Genomic DNA, 13,712 nt, shown 5'->3' on the forward strand with positions numbered 1-13,712 from the left:
GCCGGAAAAGGCAAATTTTCTTTACAAAAGATCAGAATCTGCTACTTCGCAGCCATTGCCCTTGTAGCTCAGTTGGTAGAGCACCTGATTTGTAATCAGGGGGTCGCGGGTTCGAACCCTGCCGGGGGCACCAGTTTTCCAGCCATTCCATTACATGAACAGAGACTGAAGGGTCGATTCAGCGGCAATTCAGGCACGCTCGATCATTCTCGCTTCATCAGAAACGAGGAAGTGAGCCATGAGGATCTCCAGTTTTCTCCTAGCAGCCGCCCTTTCGGCCGGCACTTTGTTTTCCGCCGTAGCCCCGGCTGCGGCTGTCCCTCTCGACCGTCCTGCCGTCTCGCAACAGAGCGATGTTATCCAGGTCCGTGGCGGCGATCGGGATTGGGGTGATCGCCGCGACTGGCGCGAGCGCCGCCATTGGCGTGAACGTCGTTATTGGCGCCCGGCTTGGGGTTATGAGCGCCGCTGGAGCCCGTGGCGGGAAGAGCGTTGGCGCGAGCGTCAATATTGGCGCCGCCATCACGGCGGACCCTATTGGCTCTATCGGAGCTGATCGCTAACCGAGAAAGCATTTCCAGCTCCAGAAAAATCCCGCCGCAATTTCTTGCGGCGGGATTTTTGCTTAATCCGTTCAGACGCATTGACTGCGTCTTGTCCGATGAGGCGATACGCAGTCACTTTTGCGCGGATTCGTTCACGCTCGATTCGATCTTCGCACCATTGCCGGTCTGCCCCGCGCCAGACGGTGACATCATTGCGATGCTGAGAACGGAGGCAATCATGACGACAACGACGGCAATCATCAGGCGCATGGACATTAAATCCCTGTTTGTCTGCGGAAATTAACGTGTGAACGCTTTACCGGTTCCGGATTTGCTATTGCACGGATGGAGGTGGATTGGATGGCGTCGTCGATGGTGCCAGGGGATCGGGCTGGCGGATTGGGTGCGACTTGTCCACCCAGATGATGCTCAAAATGACCATGACGAAGACCGCGATGAAGAGAACGCCGAAGATCAGCGGTCGAAATGCCATAATGCGGATTTCCTTTTTACCAACGCCCCGAGGGTAAAATGCGTCGCCGATCTTAACGACCGGCGCGCTCTTTCCAAGGTCCAATATGGACGATGAGGGCAGGTGTTCAACCACGATGGCCGCCACGCAGGTCTTCGCTCTCAATAGACTCTACGTGATGCAACGGAAACCCGTCGGCTGCCGCCTATGCCTTCAGGTGCAGCCTTGCCGCATAAAGGGCAATCGCTGCGGCATTCGACACGTTCAGCGATTTGATGGCGCCGGGCATGTCGAGGCGGGCGAGCGCGCTGACGGTCTCCCGGGTCTTCTGCCGCAAGCCCTTGCCTTCGGAGCCGAGCACCAATGCGATTCTGCCGCCTGAGAATGTGCCTTCGAGCGGCGCCGGCCCCTCCGAATCGAGACCGATCGTGAAGAAGCCGAGCTTGTGCAACTCGCCGAGCGCATCCGAGAGATTGGTGATCTGTATATAAGGTATGAGCTCCAGCGCGCCCGAAGCCGATTTGGCGAGCACGCCCGATTCGGTCGGGCTATGTCTCTGGGTGGTGATGACGGCGCCAACGTTGAAGGCGACGGCCGAGCGCATGATGGCGCCGACATTGTGCGGATCGGTCACCTGGTCGAGCACGAGAAGCAGCGGGCTGTCCTTCAGCGCTTCCAGCCGCCGGACGGGCAGGGCGCGCGTTTCCAGCATCACGCCCTGGTGGATCGCTTCGGGGCCGAGCACCTTGTCGATATCCTGCGGCGAAACCATCTCGACCGGAATGCCGATCACGTCGGGATCGACCTCCAGTCGCGCAAGCGCGTTCTGCGTTATCGACAGCTTGACGTTCTTGCGTTCAGGGTTTTCAAGCGCGGCGCGAACGGTGTGAAGGCCGTAGAGGAAGACCTGATCGGGGGCGAGCGCCGGCGGCTTCCAGTCATCGGCGCCTCGCTTGCGCTTCTGCGGCGCTGGTGTCGGGATTTCGCCGCGTTCGCGCTTGGCGTCGCGGTGCGCGCGCCGGAGCGTTGCGTAATGGGTGTCCTTTGCGGACTTGTCGGTGGCGGGCGTGCCGCCGGATTTTTTATCTTTGCTCATGCGGCTTTATAACGATGGCGCCTGTTGACGCATAGGCCTTCTTTCATGCGCCGGCTTTCAACGGACAATGAAATTTTTCCTGTATTTTCCATTGTCATCGTGTTGACAGACTGAAATCGTCCGGTCATATACGCGGCGCAGACGACGGGGCGGCAACGCTTCAAAGTCTGATGAACTTGGTCTTCAAGATCCGGACGAAAAACTGGAGAGATGCCCGAGTGGTTAAAGGGGACGGACTGTAAATCCGTTGGCTCAGCCTACGTTGGTTCAAATCCAACTCTCTCCACCATTCGTCATTGGATCAGACCACCCCGCGGGTATAGCTCAATGGTAGAGCAGCAGCCTTCCAAGCTGAATACGCGGGTTCGATTCCCGCTACCCGCTCCATATTGTTCCCCTTCATAGAAGATCTGTCGTGGTGCTTTGCGTCTGGGCCTGAAGGTTCTGCGTTGCCGACACCATATGATGCTTGCGCGACGACTGCGGAGATTGCAGTCACGACCAGGGTCGGTGAAGACGCGAGCCCGCCTCTCTTTCGATTTTGTCTGAAATTTCAGGGTTTTTGGGGAGGCGGAAGGCGAATCGTCTTGTGGGTTGCGAATTACCTCCCATATCCGGCCACACGCCAAGAATGGCGTCTGTAATTAAGTCTTGCGCAATTTCGCCGAAAGCCTTAAACGGCGGCACTAAACCGGTTCGCCGGGGTCACCCATTTTACGTCCACAGGAAGCATTCAAATGGCAAAGAGTAAGTTTGAGCGCAACAAGCCGCACGTCAACATTGGCACGATCGGCCACGTTGACCACGGCAAGACGTCTCTGACGGCAGCGATCACGAAGTACTTCGGTGAGTTCAAGGCGTATGACCAGATCGACGCTGCCCCGGAAGAAAAGGCGCGCGGCATCACCATTTCGACGGCACACGTCGAGTATGAGACGCCGAACCGCCACTATGCGCACGTCGACTGCCCCGGCCACGCCGACTATGTGAAGAACATGATCACGGGTGCTGCGCAGATGGACGGCGCGATCCTGGTCTGCTCTGCTGCTGATGGCCCCATGCCGCAGACGCGCGAGCACATCCTGCTCGCCCGCCAGGTTGGCGTTCCGGCGATCGTTGTGTTCCTCAACAAGGTCGACCAGGTCGATGACGCCGAGCTTCTCGAGCTCGTCGAACTGGAAGTGCGCGAACTTCTGTCGTCCTACGACTTCCCGGGCGACGACATCCCGGTCGTCAAGGGTTCGGCGCTTGCTGCGCTTGAAGATTCCGACAAGAAGATCGGTGAAGACGCGATCCGCGAGCTGATGGCTCAGGTTGACGCCTACATCCCGACGCCTGAGCGTCCGATCGACCAGCCGTTCCTGATGCCGATCGAAGACGTGTTCTCGATCTCGGGCCGCGGTACGGTTGTGACCGGCCGCGTCGAACGCGGTATCGTCAAGGTTGGTGAAGAAGTCGAGATCGTCGGCATCCGCCCGACGTCGAAGACGACGGTGACCGGCGTTGAAATGTTCCGCAAGCTGCTCGACCAGGGCCAGGCCGGCGACAACATCGGCGCACTGGTTCGCGGTGTGAACCGTGACGGCGTCGAGCGTGGCCAGATCCTGTGCAAGCCGGGCTCTGTCAAGCCGCACAAGAAGTTCAAGGCCGAAGCCTACATTCTGACGAAGGAAGAAGGCGGCCGTCATACGCCGTTCTTCACGAACTACCGTCCGCAGTTCTACTTCCGCACGACGGACGTGACGGGTATCGTCACGCTTCCGGAAGGCACGGAAATGGTCATGCCTGGCGACAACGTCACTGTTGACGTCGAGTTGATCGTTCCGATCGCGATGGAAGAAAAGCTTCGCTTCGCGATCCGCGAAGGCGGCCGCACCGTCGGTGCAGGCATCGTTGCTTCCATCGTCGAGTAATCCGGGACTATCCCCGATTAAGGAAAAACCCTGCTGGAAACAGCGGGGTTTTTTCGTTTCTGATAGGCGCCTGGCCGTCCATGAGATGTTGTAAAAATATCGTTAAAATTTCCAGACGCAGTACTTTATTCATCTCGCGTTCAGAAAGCGTTTTGCGATCCGGCTTTTTTGGTCCAGACTCCTTCTTGTAGAAAGGAGAGCCAGCATGATTCAAAAGGCCACCTTCGTTGCGACGATATTCGCAATGTATGTTTTCACAATGTTTTTCATCGCTGCGATTCCGCAAGAGGTCGTTCAGGCGGCCGGCGTGCAGCTGGATGAGGTAAGCGTCGTCAAGTGACGACCTTGCAGGATCGCCGGAAAATCCGGCGGTGATTGGAAATGACAGGGCAGGTGCTTCCAGTCGGGAGCTCCTGGCCGAAGCGGGTTTGAACCTGCTTTCGAGACGCTCGCTTGCTCTTCGCGCGGAAGAGTTTATCTATGCCTCCGATTTCATGATGCGGAGGATATTCCATGAAAAAGCGTGTTCTTTTCACAGGTGGTTCGGGCAAAGCCGGACGCCATGCCGTGCCGTGGCTCGTCAATGCAGGCTATGAGGTCCATAATGTCGATCTCGTACCCCTGGAAAGCCCCGGTGTCACCAATCTCATTGCCGACATCACCGATAGCGGCCAGATGTTCAATGTGCTTTCCATGCACCGGGATTTTCCCGATCTGGAATCGGGCAAGGGTGTGCAGCCCTTCGACGCCGTCGTCCACTTCGCTGCGGTGCCGCGCATCCTGATCAAGCCCGACAACGAGACCTTCCGCATCAACACGATGGGCACCTACAATGTCATCGACGCGGCGGTGAAGCTCGGCATCAGGAAGATCATTGTCGCTTCGAGCGAGACCACCTATGGTGTCTGCTTCGCCGAAGGTCATCGCGACTTCCACCAGTTCCCGCTGGAGGAGGAGTATGATGTCAACCCGATGGATTCCTACGGCCTTTCCAAGGTCCTGAACGAGAAGACGGCGCGCGCTTTTGCCGAACGTTCGGGCTTTGACATCTATGCGCTGCGCATCGGCAACGTTATCGAGCCGCATGAGTACGAGAAGTTCCCGACCTATTTCGCTAATCCGGAGATGCGCAAGCGCATCGCCTGGAGCTATATCGACGCCCGCGATCTCGGCCAGATCGTCCATCTCTGCATCGAGAAGGATGGACTGGGTTTCCAGGTCTTCAACGCTGCCAACAACACTGTCTCGGCCAACACGCCGTCGAAAGAGCTCGCCAAACGCTTCTTCCCGAATGTGCCTTTCACTCGCGAGATCGGTGAATATGAAGGCCTGCTTTCCAACCGGAAGATTCGCGAGGTGCTTGGCTTCAAGGAAGAGCACGACTGGCGCAAATACGTGAAAGTCTGAGATTTCGGTCAAGTGGACATTCCTGCCGGGCTCATTGCAGGCTGTGTCCGGTGGCGGGATCAGCGGCTGCCGGTCGCTTCTCCCGGCTGTCTGCGGAGAATGGTTCTGAAAATCGAAAATCGCTCTTGCATATCCTGAGCCGCCGTCTTAAAGGGAGCGCCATGCTTCTCACCGGCTCATGATTGCAAGGTCAAAGGGCTGAATGCAAAGCGTAAAGGGGTATAGCTCAGTTGGTAGAGCGGCGGTCTCCAAAACCGCAGGTCGGGGGTTCGAGCCCCTCTGCCCCTGCCATTTTCCTTGAACGGACAGCGCGGGCGTATCGCGGCGTTCCGGCGAGGATTGTTTATATGGCGACTAATTTCGTCAAACGTCGGTTTCCCTCTTGTGTATTCGGAGATCGATGTTTATTTAGGGTTCAACAGACACGCGGTGCGTGGGGCTGATAGTTTCAGCTTTACGCGCCGTAATTGCGTGGGCAGTCGATGGCATCCAAATCCAATCCATTCGCGTTTCTGCAGCAGGTCCGCACGGAAACGTCTAAAGTTACTTGGCCGTCGCGCCGCGAGACGATGATCTCGACGGTCATGGTGCTCGTTATGGTTGTTTTTGCTGCGCTGTTTTTCTTTGCCGCTGACCAGCTCATTGGCTGGGCGCTGAGCTTCGTGCTCAACACCGGCAACTGATACGGGTGGAGATGAAAATGGCGGCACGTTGGTACATCGTCCACGCATATTCCAATTTTGAAAAGAAGGTCGCTGAGGACATCGAGAACAAGGCTCGCCAGAAGGGGCTTGAGCATCTGTTCGAAAAGATCCTCGTGCCGACCGAAAAGGTGGTGGAAGTGCGCCGTGGCCGTAAGGTCGATTCCGAGCGCAAGTTCTTCCCGGGCTACGTCATGGTTCGCGCCAACCTGACGGATGAGGCCTATCACCTGATCAAGAATACGCCGAAGGTCACGGGCTTCCTCGGTTCTGACAACAAGCCGGTTCCGATTCCGGATTCTGAAGCCGAGCGCATTCTCGGTCAGGTTCAGGAAGGTGTCGAGCGTCCGAAGGCCTCCGTCACGTTCGAGATCGGCGAGCAGGTTCGCGTTTCCGATGGTCCGTTCGCGTCGTTCAATGGCACGGTTCAGGATGTGGATGAAGAGCGTTCGCGCCTGAAGGTGGAAGTGTCGATCTTCGGCCGCGCGACTCCGGTCGAACTGGAATACGCTCAGGTCGAGAAGGTCTGATTGTTGGAGGTCGGACATCAGTAAGTGCTTACTGATGTCTGTGGCGGCGAAAGCCGCATCGCGTGGAAGGTGAGGGGTCTTAGCCGGACCTCAATGATCCGCACCACGCAACCGCAGCCGCCGGAGCGATCCGGCATCAAGGGCCGGGCGACCGGCCGCCAGTGAAAGGCAGAGAGATATGGCTAAGAAAGTTGCAGGCCAGCTCAAGCTTCAGGTCAAGGCAGGATCGGCAAACCCGTCTCCGCCGATTGGTCCGGCGCTTGGTCAGCGTGGCATTAACATCATGGAGTTCTGCAAGTCGTTCAATGCGGCTACGCAGGAAATGGAAAAGGGCATGCCGATCCCGGTCGTCATCACCTATTACCAGGACAAGTCCTTCACCTTCGTCATGAAGCAGCCGCCGGTTAGCTACTGGCTGAAGAAGGAAGCCAAGATCCAGTCCGGTTCCAAGACCCCGGGCAAGGGCGCAAAGGCTGGTACCCTCACCAAGGCTCAGATCAAGACGATCGCCGAAGCCAAGATGAAGGACCTGAACGCGGCAGATATCGAAGGTGCAATGGCGATGATCGAGGGCTCTGCCCGCGCCATGGGCCTGGAAGTGGTGGGTTAAGACCATGGCAGGCAAGCGCACTCAGAAGATCAACGAAGGTGTTGATCCGACCAAACTCTACGCTCTGACGACCGCCATCGGCATGGTCAAGGAACGTGCCGTAGCGAAGTTCGATGAAACGATCGAAGTTTCGATGAACCTCGGTGTTGATCCTCGTCACGCAGACCAGATGGTTCGCGGCGTGGTCAATCTGCCGAACGGCACCGGCCGTACCGTTCGTGTCGCCGTTTTCGCTCGCGGCATCAAGGCTGATGAAGCCAAGGCTGCCGGCGCTGACATCGTCGGCGCAGAAGAGCTCGTCGAAATCGTCCAGGGCGGCAAGATCGAATTCGATCGCTGCATCGCGACCCCGGACATGATGCCGCTCGTCGGTCGTCTCGGTAAGGTTCTCGGCCCGCGCGGCATGATGCCGAACCCGAAGGTCGGTACGGTTACGATGGATGTTGCTGGTGCCGTCAAGGCTTCCAAGGGCGGCGCTGTCGAGTTCCGCGTCGAAAAGGCTGGTATCGTTCACGCCGGCATCGGCAAGGCATCCTTCGATGCCAAGGCTCTGGAAGAAAACATCCGTGCCTTCGCTGACGCCGTCATCAAGGCGAAGCCGGCTGGCGCCAAGGGCAACTACGTCAAGCGCGTAGCGATCTCCTCGACCATGGGTCCGGGCGTCAAGATCGAAGTTGGCTCGGTCACCGCAGCGGTTACGGCTGCTTAAGTTTCATCGGGCTCCGGCCCGATTACAAGAATTCCGGCCTCGCAAGGGGCCGGGATATTTCGGAGAAATCCGGAATCCTGTCCGAGATTGCAGGTGGTTTTCCCTTAATCACTTTGCCTGCATGAGACGGGTAAGACCCGAATTGCATGAAGTTCTACTTCTAGGAAATCGGTTCGAGCCTTGGATGCCTTGTGCCTCCTTTGCCTTTAGTGGCGCGGAGCGCGAGGGGACAGGATCCTCAAGCGTCGCTTGGGATCGCTTCTGATCCCAGGAGGCAAAGGCAACCCGGTGGGTCCGTTCAAACGGTCCCGCCAACTGGAGATAGGCAGTGGAAAGAGCGGAAAAGCGCGAATTCGTCACGGAACTGAACGATGTCTTCAAGGCATCGGGCTCGGTTGTCGTGGCCCACTATGCTGGTGCTACAGTCGCACAGATGAACGATTTTCGTTCGAAGATGCGCGCTGCTGGCGGCACCGTCAAAGTCGCGAAGAACCGCCTGGCCAAAATTGCCCTTCAGGGTACGGAAGCGGAAGGGATTTCCAATCTCTTCAAGGGTCAGACCCTCATTGCTTACAGCAATGATCCGATCACCGCTCCGAAGGTCGTCATGGATTTCGCCAAGACCAACGACAAGATCGTGGTTCTCGGCGGCGCCATGGGCACGACAACGCTGAACGCCGAAGGTGTCAAGTCGCTTGCGACCCTGCCTTCGCTGGACGAACTGCGTGCGAAGCTGCTGGGCATGATCCAGACTCCGGCTACCCGCATTGCAGGCGTTGTTGCAGCACCGGCAAGCCAGCTTGCTCGCGTGTTCTCGGCCTATGCCAAGAAGGACGAAGCCGCTTAAGGCGGTTTTTCGCTGTACAAACTCAACAGTTCGAACCGAACAAAAGGAACTAGAAAATGGCTGATCTCGCAAAGATCGTTGAAGACCTCTCCTCGCTGACCGTCCTGGAAGCCGCTGAGCTTTCCAAGCTGCTCGAAGAAAAGTGGGGCGTTTCCGCCGCTGCTCCGGTAGCTGTTGCTGCCGTTGCTGGTGGTGCAGGCGGTGCAGCTGCTCCGGCTGAAGAAGAAAAGACCGAGTTCGACGTCATCCTCACGGATGCCGGCGCCAACAAGATCAACGTCATCAAGGAAGTCCGCGCCATCACCGGTCTCGGCCTCAAGGAAGCCAAGGACCTCGTCGAAGGCGCTCCGAAGGCTGTCAAGGAAGGCGTTTCCAAGGCTGAAGCCGCTGACATCAAGAAGAAGCTTGAAGACGCTGGCGCAAAGGCCGACGTCAAGTAATCTTGAACTGCATTTGGGAGGCGGTATTTACGGCCTCCCATTTGCCGTTTTTTTGAACGAATTACCCAAAAGCCGCGTGAAAACGGCTTTTGGGTAATGGGTTCTTCAAGAGCATGGTCTCGAACCGAGGCGCCAAGGCAATCCGGCCTGGTTGTTTCGGGAGGTGGGACGAGGTTGAACTACTCATTGGTTGACGGGATCGACTGGCCATCGGTTCCCGTCCGTTGCAGGCCCGGATGCAATTTTTGAAGGAGCGACGATGGCTCAGACCCTTTCGTTCAATGGTCGTAGGCGCGTACGCAAGTTTTTTGGTAAAATCCCCGAAGTCGCAGAAATGCCGAACCTCATCGAGGTTCAGAAGGCATCCTACGACCAGTTTCTGATGGTTGAAGAGCCCAAGGGCGGTCGTCCCGACGAAGGCCTCCAGGCTGTCTTCAAGTCCGTTTTCCCGATCACCGATTTCTCCGGCGCTTCCATGCTGGAGTTCGTGTCCTATGAATTCGAACCGCCGAAGTTCGACGTCGACGAATGCCGCCAGCGCGACCTGACCTATGCCGCGCCGCTGAAGGTTACTCTCCGTCTCATCGTGTTCGATATCGACGAGGATACCGGCGCGAAGTCGATCAAGGACATCAAGGAACAGTCCGTCTACATGGGCGACATGCCGCTCATGACGAACAACGGTACGTTCATCGTTAACGGCACCGAGCGCGTGATCGTGTCCCAGATGCACCGTTCGCCGGGCGTCTTCTTCGATCACGACAAGGGCAAGAGCCATTCTTCCGGCAAGCTGCTCTTTGCTGCGCGTGTGATCCCTTATCGCGGTTCCTGGCTCGATATCGAATTCGACGCCAAGGACATTGTCTATGCCCGTATCGACCGTCGCCGCAAGATTCCGGTGACGTCGCTGCTGATGGCCCTCGGCATGGACGGTGAGGAAATCCTCGACACCTTCTACACGAAGTCGCTCTACAAGCGCGACGGCGAAGGCTGGCGCATTCCCTTCAAGCCGGAGACGCTGAAGGGTGCCAAGGCGATCACCGAGATGGTCGACGCCGATACCGGCGAGGTCGTTGTGGAAGCCGGCAAGAAGCTGACCCCGCGTCTGCTCCGCCAGCTCTCCGACAAGGGCCTGAAAGCCCTCAAGGCGACCGATGACGATCTGTACGGCAACTACCTTGCCGAAGATATCGTCAACTACTCGACGGGTGAGATCTATCTCGAAGCCGGCGACGAAATCGACGAGAAGACGCTCGGCATCATCCTCGCCAACCACTTCGACGAGATCCCGGTTCTCGGCATCGACCACATCAATGTCGGCGCCTACATCCGCAACACGCTTGCAGCAGACAAGAACGAGAACCGCCAGGACGCTCTGTTCGACATCTACCGTGTCATGCGTCCGGGTGAACCGCCGACCATGGAATCGGCCGAAGCCATGTTCAACTCGCTGTTCTTCGATGCGGAGCGTTACGACCTCTCCGCCGTCGGCCGTGTCAAGATGAATATGCGCCTCGACCTGAGCGTCGAAGACACCGTCCGCATCCTGCGCAAGGACGACATCCTGGCCGTGGTCAAGATGCTCGTCGAGCTGCGCGACGGCAAGGGCGAGATCGACGACATCGACAACCTTGGCAACCGCCGCGTCCGCTCGGTCGGCGAACTGATGGAGAACCAATACCGTCTCGGCCTGCTCCGCATGGAGCGCGCGATCAAGGAGCGCATGTCCTCGATCGAAATCGACACGGTCATGCCGCAGGACCTGATCAACGCCAAGCCGGCTGCTGCAGCCGTGCGCGAATTCTTCGGTTCCTCGCAGCTGTCGCAGTTCATGGACCAGGTGAACCCGCTCTCGGAAATCACCCACAAGCGCCGTCTCTCGGCTCTTGGTCCGGGCGGTCTGACCCGCGAGCGCGCTGGCTTCGAAGTCCGCGACGTTCATCCGACCCATTACGGCCGTATTTGCCCGATCGAAACGCCGGAAGGCCCGAACATCGGTCTGATCAACTCGCTGGCGACCTTCGCACGCGTCAACAAGTACGGCTTCATCGAAAGCCCATACCGCCGTATCGTCGACGGCAAGGTGACCAATGACGTGCTTTACCTCTCCGCCATGGAAGAGGCGAAGTACTACGTTGCCCAGGCCAACGCCGAACTGACGACGGACGGTTCGTTCGTTGATGAATTCGTCGTCTGCCGCCACGCTGGCGAAGTTATGCTCGCTCCGCGCGACAGCATGAACCTGATGGACGTCTCGCCGAAGCAGGTCGTTTCGGTCGCAGCCGCTCTCATCCCGTTCCTGGAAAACGACGACGCCAACCGCGCTCTCATGGGCTCGAACATGCAGCGTCAGGCCGTTCCGCTTCTGCGCGCTGAAGCGCCGTTCGTCGGTACCGGCATGGAACCGGTCGTCGCCCGCGACTCCGGTGCTGCTATCGGTGCACGCCGCGGCGGTGTGGTCGACCAGGTCGACGCGACGCGTATCGTTATCCGCGCCACGGAAGACCTCGAAGCTGGCAAGTCCGGCGTCGATATCTACCGCCTGCAGAAGTTCCAGCGTTCGAACCAGAACACCTGCGTCAACCAGCGTCCGCTGGTCACCGTCGGTGACGTGGTCAACCGCGGCGACATTCTCGCCGACGGCCCGTCGACGGATCTCGGCGATCTGGCTCTCGGCCGCAACGCGCTCGTCGCGTTCATGCCCTGGAACGGCTACAACTACGAAGACTCGATCCTGATGTCGGAACGGATCGTTGCCGACGACGTGTTCACGTCCATTCACATCGAAGAATTCGAAGTGATGGCTCGTGACACCAAGCTTGGTCCGGAAGAAATCACGCGCGACATCCCGAACGTTTCGGAAGAAGCGCTGAAGAATCTCGACGAAGCCGGTATCGTCTATATTGGTGCCGAAGTTCAGCCGGGCGATATCCTCGTCGGCAAGATCACGCCGAAGGGCGAAAGCCCGATGACGCCGGAAGAAAAGCTCCTGCGCGCCATTTTCGGTGAAAAGGCATCCGACGTGCGTGACACGTCCATGCGCATGCCGCCCGGCACCTACGGCACGATCGTCGAAGTGCGCGTCTTCAACCGCCACGGCGTTGAAAAGGACGAGCGCGCGATGGCGATCGAGCGCGAAGAGATCGAGCGTCTTGCAAAGGACCGAGACGACGAACAGGCGATCCTCGACCGTAACGTCTACGGCCGTCTGATCGACATGCTGCGCGGCCAGTCCTCCATTGCCGGCCCGAAGGGCTTCAAGAAGGGCACCGAGCTGTCGAATGCCGTCGTTTCTGAATATCCCCGCTCGCAGTGGTGGATGTTCGCCGTCGAAGACGAAAAGGTCCAGAGCGAGCTCGAAGCGCTCCGCGGCCAGTACGACGAATCCAAGTCTCGCCTCGAACAGCGCTTTATGGACAAGGTTGAAAAGGTCCAGCGCGGCGATGAAATGCCTCCGGGCGTCATGAAGATGGTCAAGGTCTTCGTCGCTGTTAAGCGCAAGATCCAGCCGGGCGACAAGATGGCCGGCCGTCACGGCAACAAGGGTGTTGTATCGCGCATCGTTCCGGTCGAAGACATGCCGTTCCTCGAAGACGGTACGCATGTCGATATCTGCTTGAACCCGCTCGGCGTGCCTTCGCGCATGAACGTCGGCCAGATCCTCGAAACCCATCTTGCATGGGCTTGCGCAGGCATGGGCAAGAAGATCGGCGAGCTGCTCGAAGAGTATCGCAAGACCATGGACATCACCGACCTGAAGCGCGAGCTCACGGACGTGTATGCTTCCCAGGCCAAGGACGAAGTCGCCAACTTCGACGACGCATCGCTCGTCAAGCTGGCCGAACAGTCCCGCAAGGGCGTCTCAATCGCAACGCCGGTCTTTGACGGTGCGCATGAGCCTGACGTTGCCTCGATGCTGAAGAAGGCAGGTCTGCACGAGTCCGGTCAGTCGGTTCTGTACGATGGCCGTACCGGCGAGCCCTTCGACCGCAAGGTCACGGTCGGCTACATGTACATGATCAAGCTGAACCACCTTGTCGACGACAAGATTCACGCTCGTTCGATCGGCCCGTACTCGCTCGTTACCCAGCAGCCGCTGGGCGGCAAGGCACAGTTCGGCGGCCAGCGCTTCGGCGAAATGGAAGTCTGGGCGCTTGAAGCTTACGGCGCAGCCTACACGCTGCAGGAAATGCTGACGGTAAAGTCGGACGACGTGGCCGGCCGCACCAAGGTTTACGAAGCGATCGTCCGTGGCGACGACACCTTCGAGGCTGGTATTCCGGAAAGCTTCAACGTTCTCGTCAAGGAAATGCGCTCGCTGGGTCTCTCGGTCGAGCTCGAAAATTCCAAGGTCGAGGATCTGCAGGCTGCAGGCCAGCTACCGGACGCTGCCGAATAACCACCTGATAGGGTATGCGCTCTTTAAAAGAGCGCATACCGTT

15 protein-coding genes and 4 tRNA genes are annotated in these 13,712 nt (G+C 58.3%); 16 read left to right on the top strand and 3 right to left on the bottom strand.

The window, feature by feature from the left end; translation table 11 throughout:
* The first annotated feature begins 57 nt into the window (after window positions 1–57).
* Both KQ933_RS05425 and KQ933_RS05430 read left to right on the top strand, forming a co-directional pair.
* Window positions 58–133, top strand: a tRNA-Thr gene (locus tag KQ933_RS05425).
* Window positions 134–238: 105 nt separating this feature from the next.
* Window positions 239–556 carry a hypothetical protein gene (locus KQ933_RS05430; protein WP_216757729.1) on the top strand — a complete coding sequence of 106 codons (318 nt, stop codon included), beginning with the start codon at window positions 239–241 and terminating at the stop codon, window positions 554–556.
* Window positions 557–677: 121 nt separating this feature from the next.
* Here the strand turns inward: KQ933_RS05430 and KQ933_RS05435 are convergent, their stop codons facing one another.
* The 3 genes from KQ933_RS05435 to rlmB all read right to left on the bottom strand — a co-directional run bounded on the left by KQ933_RS05435 (window position 678) and on the right by rlmB (window position 2,113).
* Entirely contained in the window at window positions 678–815 is a 138-nt protein-coding gene (locus KQ933_RS05435; protein WP_216757730.1) for a hypothetical protein, read from the bottom strand.
* A gap of 64 nt (window positions 816–879) precedes the next feature.
* A complete protein-coding gene (locus tag KQ933_RS05440; RefSeq protein WP_216758972.1) occupies window positions 880–1,164 on the bottom strand; it encodes a hypothetical protein in 285 nt (94 codons plus the stop codon).
* Window positions 1,165–1,222: 58 nt separating this feature from the next.
* Window positions 1,223–2,113: a 23S rRNA (guanosine(2251)-2'-O)-methyltransferase RlmB gene (gene rlmB / locus KQ933_RS05445; RefSeq protein WP_216757731.1), complete on the bottom strand. Its 891-nt coding sequence runs from the start codon at window positions 2,111–2,113 to the stop codon at window positions 1,223–1,225.
* 204 nt (window positions 2,114–2,317) lie between these two features.
* Here rlmB and KQ933_RS05450 point away from each other — a divergent pair.
* The 14 genes from KQ933_RS05450 to rpoB all read left to right on the top strand — a co-directional run bounded on the left by KQ933_RS05450 (window position 2,318) and on the right by rpoB (window position 13,669).
* Window positions 2,318–2,402, top strand: a tRNA-Tyr gene (locus KQ933_RS05450).
* 24 nt (window positions 2,403–2,426) lie between these two features.
* A tRNA-Gly gene (locus KQ933_RS05455) sits at window positions 2,427–2,500 on the top strand.
* Between the two features lie 350 nt (window positions 2,501–2,850).
* Window positions 2,851–4,026, top strand: coding sequence for an elongation factor Tu (tuf, locus tag KQ933_RS05460; RefSeq protein WP_183730064.1), 1,176 nt, complete (start codon window positions 2,851–2,853; stop codon window positions 4,024–4,026).
* Window positions 4,027–4,231: 205 nt separating this feature from the next.
* Window positions 4,232–4,366, top strand: a complete 135-nt coding sequence (locus tag KQ933_RS33730) for a hypothetical protein (RefSeq protein WP_281411246.1) — start codon at window positions 4,232–4,234, stop codon at window positions 4,364–4,366.
* A 173-nt stretch (window positions 4,367–4,539) separates the two neighbouring features.
* Window positions 4,540–5,433: an NAD(P)-dependent oxidoreductase gene (locus tag KQ933_RS05465; RefSeq protein WP_216757732.1), complete on the top strand. Its 894-nt coding sequence runs from the start codon at window positions 4,540–4,542 to the stop codon at window positions 5,431–5,433.
* A 215-nt stretch (window positions 5,434–5,648) separates the two neighbouring features.
* Window positions 5,649–5,724, top strand: a tRNA-Trp gene (locus tag KQ933_RS05470).
* A gap of 191 nt (window positions 5,725–5,915) precedes the next feature.
* On the top strand, window positions 5,916–6,116 hold the full coding sequence (gene secE, locus KQ933_RS05475; RefSeq protein WP_183730080.1) for a preprotein translocase subunit SecE: 201 nt from the start codon (window positions 5,916–5,918) through the stop codon (window positions 6,114–6,116).
* A 17-nt stretch (window positions 6,117–6,133) separates the two neighbouring features.
* On the top strand, window positions 6,134–6,664 hold the full coding sequence (gene nusG / locus KQ933_RS05480; protein ID WP_007817111.1) for a transcription termination/antitermination protein NusG: 531 nt from the start codon (window positions 6,134–6,136) through the stop codon (window positions 6,662–6,664).
* Between the two features lie 24 nt (window positions 6,665–6,688).
* Window positions 6,689–6,829: a hypothetical protein gene (locus KQ933_RS05485; protein WP_216757733.1), complete on the top strand. Its 141-nt coding sequence runs from the start codon at window positions 6,689–6,691 to the stop codon at window positions 6,827–6,829.
* Between the two features lie 13 nt (window positions 6,830–6,842).
* Window positions 6,843–7,274, top strand: a complete 432-nt coding sequence (rplK, locus tag KQ933_RS05490) for a 50S ribosomal protein L11 (RefSeq protein WP_112547865.1) — start codon at window positions 6,843–6,845, stop codon at window positions 7,272–7,274.
* 4 nt (window positions 7,275–7,278) lie between these two features.
* Complete coding sequence (gene rplA, locus KQ933_RS05495) at window positions 7,279–7,983, top strand: 50S ribosomal protein L1 (protein ID WP_216757734.1); 705 nt, start codon at window positions 7,279–7,281, stop codon at window positions 7,981–7,983.
* Window positions 7,984–8,311: 328 nt separating this feature from the next.
* Window positions 8,312–8,830: a 50S ribosomal protein L10 gene (gene rplJ, locus KQ933_RS05500; protein WP_183730074.1), complete on the top strand. Its 519-nt coding sequence runs from the start codon at window positions 8,312–8,314 to the stop codon at window positions 8,828–8,830.
* Window positions 8,831–8,886: 56 nt separating this feature from the next.
* Window positions 8,887–9,270 (top strand): 50S ribosomal protein L7/L12, encoded by a 384-nt coding sequence (rplL, locus tag KQ933_RS05505; RefSeq protein WP_004669074.1) that lies wholly within the window; start codon window positions 8,887–8,889, stop codon window positions 9,268–9,270.
* Window positions 9,271–9,529: 259 nt separating this feature from the next.
* Window positions 9,530–13,669 (top strand): DNA-directed RNA polymerase subunit beta, encoded by a 4,140-nt coding sequence (rpoB, locus tag KQ933_RS05510; RefSeq protein WP_216757735.1) that lies wholly within the window; start codon window positions 9,530–9,532, stop codon window positions 13,667–13,669.
* Window positions 13,670–13,712 lie beyond the last annotated feature (43 nt).

The organism is Rhizobium sp. WYJ-E13 (assembly GCF_018987265.1).
In the GTDB taxonomy this organism is placed as follows: Bacteria; Pseudomonadota; Alphaproteobacteria; order Rhizobiales; family Rhizobiaceae; genus Rhizobium.